This is a genomic window from Dietzia sp. CQ4 (assembly GCF_014145125.1).
Classification (GTDB): domain Bacteria; phylum Actinomycetota; class Actinomycetes; order Mycobacteriales; family Mycobacteriaceae; genus Dietzia; species Dietzia natronolimnaea.
The window spans coordinates 1-5,756 of the sequence record NZ_JAALDZ010000016.1 but is presented as its reverse complement, the minus strand read 5'-3'; the positions used below and the strand labels follow the sequence as shown (position 1 = coordinate 5,756).

8 protein-coding genes are annotated in these 5,756 nt (G+C 71.9%); 6 read left to right on the top strand and 2 right to left on the bottom strand.

Features of this window, described 5'->3' with window-relative positions; translation table 11 throughout:
* Positions 1–621 (bottom strand): lysophospholipid acyltransferase family protein (locus G6031_RS01050; protein WP_182652148.1); only part of this gene is annotated, 621 nt, incomplete at its 3' end.
* Between the two features lie 58 nt (positions 622–679).
* On the opposite strand from G6031_RS01050, the gene G6031_RS01045 reads away from it, so the two are divergent.
* On the top strand, positions 680–1,408 hold the full coding sequence (locus G6031_RS01045) for a CbiX/SirB N-terminal domain-containing protein (protein WP_179524106.1): 729 nt from the start codon (positions 680–682) through the stop codon (positions 1,406–1,408).
* Between the two features lie 134 nt (positions 1,409–1,542).
* Positions 1,543–1,881, top strand: a complete 339-nt coding sequence (locus G6031_RS01040) for an Lsr2 family protein (protein ID WP_179524107.1) — start codon at positions 1,543–1,545, stop codon at positions 1,879–1,881.
* Between the two features lie 138 nt (positions 1,882–2,019).
* Here the strand turns inward: G6031_RS01040 and G6031_RS01035 are convergent, their stop codons facing one another.
* The gene (locus tag G6031_RS01035) at positions 2,020–2,709 is read right to left on the bottom strand and encodes an enoyl-CoA hydratase/isomerase family protein (protein ID WP_182652147.1); all 690 of its coding nucleotides are present in this window, start codon (positions 2,707–2,709) and stop codon (positions 2,020–2,022) included.
* A 182-nt stretch (positions 2,710–2,891) separates the two neighbouring features.
* Here G6031_RS01035 and G6031_RS01030 point away from each other — a divergent pair, with 182 nt between their 5' ends.
* From G6031_RS01030 to G6031_RS01015, 4 genes are read left to right on the top strand one after another with little or no spacing between them, the layout of a single operon-like run.
* Positions 2,892–3,581: a TetR-like C-terminal domain-containing protein gene (locus G6031_RS01030; RefSeq protein ID WP_347238413.1), complete on the top strand. Its 690-nt coding sequence runs from the start codon at positions 2,892–2,894 to the stop codon at positions 3,579–3,581.
* 4 nt (positions 3,582–3,585) lie between these two features.
* Complete coding sequence (locus G6031_RS01025; protein ID WP_182652145.1) at positions 3,586–4,452, top strand: acyl-CoA thioesterase domain-containing protein; 867 nt, start codon at positions 3,586–3,588, stop codon at positions 4,450–4,452.
* Positions 4,449–5,267, top strand: coding sequence for a maleylpyruvate isomerase family mycothiol-dependent enzyme (locus G6031_RS01020; RefSeq protein ID WP_182652144.1), 819 nt, complete (start codon positions 4,449–4,451; stop codon positions 5,265–5,267). The genes G6031_RS01025 and G6031_RS01020 overlap by 4 nt, the downstream gene beginning before the upstream one ends.
* Positions 5,268–5,278: 11 nt before the next feature.
* Positions 5,279–5,740, top strand: coding sequence for a CrcB family protein (locus tag G6031_RS01015; RefSeq protein ID WP_182652143.1), 462 nt, complete (start codon positions 5,279–5,281; stop codon positions 5,738–5,740).
* Positions 5,741–5,756: the final 16 nt, after the last annotated feature.

The window sequence follows — 5,756 nt, the reverse complement described above, 5'->3', positions numbered from 1 at the left end:
CGCGGCGCGGACCCCGCGGACCATCTGGCCCACACCCTTCTTGACCGAGTCCAGCCGGAGCGTCCTCAGGTCGTCCGCCGACGAGTTGGTGCCCTCCACGAACGTCAACACCACCCCGCCGGCGGTCAAGCGGTCCACGCACAGGCCGATCAGGCGGGCCGCCGCCGCATCGTGCACCGCGCGCTCGGTGCCCTCGTAGTTCTTGGCACGGAAGACCGGGACCGTGCCCGTGTACTCGAACACCGGTCGCAGCGGGCCGCGGAAGAGCGGGTCCTTGGTCAGGCCGGTGCCGGAGGCCAGAAACCGGACCCGCCTGTCGTACACGGCCGAGGCCAGCACGAACGGGTCGTGGTGTGACGGATGGTTGGCGGCCACGATGATCCCCACGCCGGCGTCGTGCAGCCGGTGTAGCTCGGTCACCGTCTCGGGCCGGATCCGCACCTCGGGTGCGTACAACGCCCCCACGAAGGTCAGCAGGGGATGGGTGAAACCGTCCCTCCGGCGGCCGGGGCCGTAGAAGTCGTAGACGGCCTGGTAGTTGGTCAGCGTCACCTCCGGCCGTTCCCGGCGCCGCCGACCCGGTCCGAGGGCCCGCCCGATACGTCCGGCTCCTGCGTCCATCCCCCCAGTCTCGTCCAGCGATCGGGGCGCCGCATCCGGAATCCGGCATGCTCGGGGGATGACGACGAACGCGCTCCACGCCGAACCGGTCGCCGAGCGACCCCGCCTGCTCCTGGTGGCACACGGGACCCGGTCGTCGACGGGCCGCCGGGAACTGGGCCGGGTCCTGGTGGAGACGCGCAAGAAGCTCGACGGGGTGGACTGCCGGCTGGCCTGGGTCGACGTCCAGGCTCCGGGCCCGGACCGCATCCTCGCCGACGGGGCGCCCACGGTCGTGGTGCCCGCCTTCCTCGCCCGCGGGTTCCACGTCACCGAGGACGTCGACGGCGCGTGCGGCCGCGCTCCCGGCCCGGTCGCGCTTGCGCCCCACGTGGGTGGCGAACCGGAGATCGTGCGCGCACTGGTCCAGCGGTTGGCGGAGGCGGGGGCCGTGGGGGCCTTCGGCCCGGACGCCGTGGTCCTGGGCGCCGCGGGCAGCCGGGACGAGTCCTCGCAGGCCGAGACGCGGGCCCTGGCCTCGGCCCTCGAGAGGGTCCTCGGGGTACCGGTGTCCGCCGGGTTCGCCTCCGCGGCCAGTCCGACCGTCGCCGACGCGATCACCGGGTTCAGGGAGCGGGGTCATCGCCGGGTGGCCGTGGCTACCCACCTGCTGGCGCCCGGGTTCTTCGCGGACCGGATCGCGGCGGCCGGCGCGGACGTGACCTCACCGCCGCTCGGCGCGAACCCGGAGATAGTCGATCTGATCGTCCGGTTATACCTGGAGAATTCGACGGATTTAATCCGCTGACCGGCCCGACTGTTCTCGATCCCATAATAAACGGATCACTTATCGAGAATGGTCGGCAAATGTGACCGGGCATAATTTCCCGGTGCTGGTGCATACTGTTGTGTAGTAGTGGTCGCACCTAGCTAGGAGAATCAATGGCTCAGCAATTCCAGGTCAGGTACATCGATGACATCGACGGAACGGAACTGGGCGAAGAGGCCAATTCCATCTCGTTCGCCTTCGAGGGCAAGGAATACTCCATCGACCTGAGCGACGAGAATGCCGACGCCTTCCGTGAGGTGATGGCCCCGTACATCGACGCAGGTCACCGCGTGACCGGAAGCAAGAGCAAGCCGGCGCGCAAGGCCGCCGCCAAGTCCGGCTCGGGCGATACCAAGGCCATTCGCGAATGGGCGCGGGAAAACGGCTTCGAGGTCTCTGATCGCGGCCGCATCCCGGCCGACGTGATGGAGGCGTACGCCGCCGCAAACTGATCGCACGCGCGAGGGCCCGCATCCCCGGGAGACGGGGTGCGGGCCCTTCCGTGTATTGGCATGTGGCACCGGTTGGCGGACGGAAGTCGCGACATCACCGCCGTCGAGCCGCGGGAATTGTCCGCCGGATGAGTTCGCTCAGAGTCGCGTGATCGGCTCATCCAGGTGCGAGAGAGCGCCGGGGACGAGTCCTGCACGGATTCCGGCGTAGTTGGCACTCCGGAGCGGAGCCATCTCCGCCGCGACCGTTATCGCGCGGTCGAGCACCGCGTCCACCTCGGCCGCCTCATGGGCTATCCCGGCCGCGATCGCCTCGTCCGCCGCATAGCGCTTGGAGGTGAGCATGGCCGTGCTCACCACCGTGTGGGGCAGCCGGGTGGTGATGAGCGCGTTCATCCCCGGAGGGAACGGCATCCCCAGCTGCGCTTCGGGCAGGTTCCAGAATCCGCGGTCGGCGCGCATGACGCGGTGGTCGTGGGACAGGGCCAGCATCGCCCCGGCTCCGAACGCGTGCCCGTTGACCGCGGCCACCGTGGGTAGCTCGAGCCGCAGGACCCGGGCGAACACCCGCTGGGCCCGCGAGACATAGGCGGGCAGGCCGGCGGGATCGGAGGCGATCACCGTCAGGTCGAGTCCGTTGGAGTAGAACTTCCCCGCCCCGGTCGTGACCAGGGCCGCCGGACCCTCAGAGGCCTCGACCTCGTCGAAGGCGGCATCGAGGGAGTCCAGGAACTCGGGGGAGAAGGCGTTGTCCGGGGCGTCCGCCGGGTCCTCCGGCTCGGAGAATCGGAGGACGAAGACGGACTCGTGACGGCTCAGAGTGGGCATGGACTCCAGCGTAGATCCCCGGCAACGCCGTCACGGCAGGTGGGACACCGTTGTCACTCCCGTCCACCGCGCCCCGCGTGGGGGCCGGGAGTCCCGTGTGATGGCGGTGGGATGACACCGTTCCGCTGGACACGCCACGGCGTTGTGACGCGATGGCGACGTCGTCGTCGTACCCTGCCCGGGTGACCCGTTCCCCCTCCCGCGCGACCACCGGCGCCCCACCCCACGCCCAGTACGACGAGGCCCTCCGGCTGGGGATCCTGAGGGAGGCCACGCGCAGGCTCCGGGGAGCGGCGCCGGAGCAGCTCGGACTGCGGCCGCTGGCCGCCTCGCAGGGCACCTCCACCACGGCCATCTACACGATGTTCGGGGGCAAGTCCGGCTTGCTCGCCGCGGTCGCGGAGGAGGCGGATCGCATGCTCGCCGACGCGCTGCGGGAGTCGCTGCGTCACGACAGTGTCGAGACCGACATGCGCTCCCTCTGCCGCGCCTACCGCCGGTGGGCGCTGGAGAACCAGGGGCTGTACGCGCTCGTCGTGGGGGAGCCCGTCCGCTCACCCCGCGTCGGCGCCGACCGCCGCGACCCGCAGTCGCCCGACCCGCAGTGGAGGGAACCGCTGCTGGAGATCGTCGACGCGCTGGTGGACGAGGGGGTCTTCCGGGCCACCGACGTGCACGAGGCGGCCACCGCGATCTGGGCCTCACTCCACGGGGTCGTGTCGCTGGAACTCAGCGTGTGGCGTGAGTCGCCGAGCGCCGAGCAGTACTTCGAGACGCAGCTCGCGGCGGTCCTGCGGTCCTGGGCCGCCGGCGGAGTCCGCCCGGCCACAGCTGCCGGACCCGCAACTTCTTCTATCGGAATGGTGGGCTGACCTCATGAGCGAGCGTTCGTTCTTCACCCTCGACGAGTCGGGGGCGTACATCCCCACCAGGTACGCGCGCAGCGCCTGGTCGGAGACCATGGTCAACGGGCCCGCGGTCGTGGTGGCCTCGGCCCGTGCGCTCGAGGCCGAGCACGGGGCGGAGGGGTTCCAGCCCGCCCGGCTCACCGTGGACCTCTTCGCGCCCGTCCGCACCGAGCCGCTGGTCGCGGTGACGGAGGAGGTCCGGGCCGGCAACCGTATCCGGGTCGCGGACGTCCGGATGCTGCAGGAGGGGAAGCTGGTCGCCCGGGGCACCCTCGTGCAGTTGCGCCGCGGCGAGCAGCCGCCGGGCAACGTGTGGCGCTCGGGCCGGCGGGTGGGGGCCCCGCCGGAGGCGGACCCGCTGGAGAACCGGCCGGGGTCGAACGTCTTCTTCGGCAGCGGCGACGAGGGGGAGGCGTGGAGTCGCGACATGAGCGCGCACCAGAACGACCGGCGCAAGCGGTTCTGGCTGCACCCGCTGGACGTGGTGGCCGGTGAGGACGCGACCCCGTTCCAGCGGGCCGTGACCCTGGCCGAGTCCACCAGTCTCATGTCCCACTGGGGCGACGAGGGCATCGGATTCATCAACGCCGATCTCACCGTGGCGCTGGCCCGCCTGCCCCGTTCGGGCGACATCGGCATCGAGGCCGACGAGCACCTCAGCGACGCCGGGGTGGCGGTGGGCAGTGCCTCGCTGTTCGACCGCGACGGCGTGTTCGGCACCGGAACCGTGGTGGCGGTGTCCAACGCGGGACGGCAGATCGACTTCACCCGCCGTAGGGCGGGCACGGAGGACAGCGGATCGATCGGATCGAACGAGGCGGCGACGCGCGTATGAGCGCCCGGTTGACGCGGGAGCGGATGCTCGACGCGATCGAGGCCCAGGTCGGTCTGGTGCGGTTCGCGCTCGCCGGGGGCGGAGACCCGGACACCGTCGACCCGACCGCCCCTGTGCCGTCGTGCCCGGAGTGGACGCTGCACGACCTCGTCACCCACCTCGGCGCCGTCAACCGGTGGGGCGGCGCCACCGTGCGCGACGGGAACCCACACGAGCGCTCGCGGGGCCTGGGCGAGGCCATGAAGTCCGCCCCGTCGTCGGCGGCGGGAGTTGCCGCGCTCGCCGACTGGTACGCGTCCCAGGCCTCGGGGATGCTCGAGACCTTCACGGAGACCGACGTCGACGCCCCCACGTGGACCTTCGGTGGCCCGGGGCCCGCGGCGTTCTGGCTTCGGCGTCAGCTCCACGAGACCGCGCTGCACCGGTGGGACCTGGAGAACGCGCTGGGCGGGCCCTCGGCCACGACGCCGCTGCCGGAGGACGTGGCCGTGGACACGATCGACGAGTTCTGCGCCGTGATGTACCCGCACAAGGGCTCCCGCGGCCCCCTGCCCGTGACGATCCGGTTGCGCGCGGTGCTCCACGCGCCCGAGGGTCTGGCGACGGGCGCCGAACCGGTGGGTGCGACGGCCCCGGGCGCCCTCGAGTGGGATCTGCCCGGTGCCGAGGGGGCCGGGGAGGTCGAGGTGTCGGGTTCGCCCGAGTCGCTCGCGCTCCTGCTGTGGGGCCGGGTCGGCGCCGACGACGCGGGGCTGGAGATCTCCGGCGACCGCGCGGGCCTCGAGGCCGCCCTGGAGGCCGGACTCTCGGTGTGAGGCCGCCCGTCGTGAGTCTTCCGGTCGCGGTGGGGCTGGTGGCGCTGGGCGGGGCCGTGGGTTCCGCGCTGCGTGCGACCGTGGCCGTGATGCTCCCCGGCACCCCCCTCGGCGCGACGCTCGCCGTGAACGTGCTCGGCGCCTTCCTACTGGGGCTGGTGCTGGAGTGGTTGGCCGCCTCCGGTGAGCGCCTGGGGGAACGACGACGAGCCGGGGTCCGACTCCTCCTGGGCACCGGGGTGTGCGGGGGCTTCACGACCTATTCCGCCGTGACCGAACACGCCGCCGAGCTGCTCCGGGACGGTGACGCGACGGTCGCCGCGGCCTATGTCCTGGTGACCCTGCTGCTCGGCGCGCTGGCCACCCTGGCGGGGGTCGGCACGGCGGCGCTCCTGACCGCGCGCGCGGATGATCGGGACGCCGGCTCAGAGGCCGACTCCGCCGTCGACGGCGAGCGGGGGTCGACGCGATGAGCGCGGCGGTGATCGG